The organism is Pseudomonas sp. HY13-MNA-CIBAN-0226, assembly GCF_040310305.1.
GTDB classification, from domain to species: Bacteria; Pseudomonadota; Gammaproteobacteria; order Pseudomonadales; family Pseudomonadaceae; genus Aquipseudomonas; species Aquipseudomonas gregormendelii.
Genome location: NZ_JBEOPS010000152.1, coordinates 1 through 288, shown reverse-complemented (window position 1 = coordinate 288; position 288 = coordinate 1). Strand labels below are relative to the sequence as shown.

The following is a 288-nucleotide window of genomic DNA, read 5'->3' as shown; positions in this document are numbered from 1 at the left end:
GGATATACGCGTCGAAGGTGCTGCGGCCAAACATCAGGTAGGGGATCAACGTCAGGTAGGGCATGAACATCAGTGACAGCGCCCAGGCGATCGAGCCTTGTGCGGTGCGCACAGTTAGTACCGCGTGGATCGCGGCGAGCGTTCCCAGAAAGTGCAGCGTGGCAATGACGTAGGCGAGCAGGTGCGGGCCAAAGAAATCCATGAACGACGTAACTCCAGGCAGTCCAGTGCGTAACAGACCATGAACGGCTGTGAATGTCGCTATTTTATTTGCCATGCAACACTGGC

At 56.6% G+C, this 288-nt stretch carries 1 protein-coding gene; it reads right to left on the bottom strand.

Annotated elements, in window-relative coordinates:
• On the bottom strand, positions 1–202 hold a 202-nt coding region (locus tag AAEZ05_RS28180), incomplete at its 3' end, for a PLDc N-terminal domain-containing protein (protein WP_350649847.1).
• Positions 203–288 lie beyond the last annotated feature (86 nt).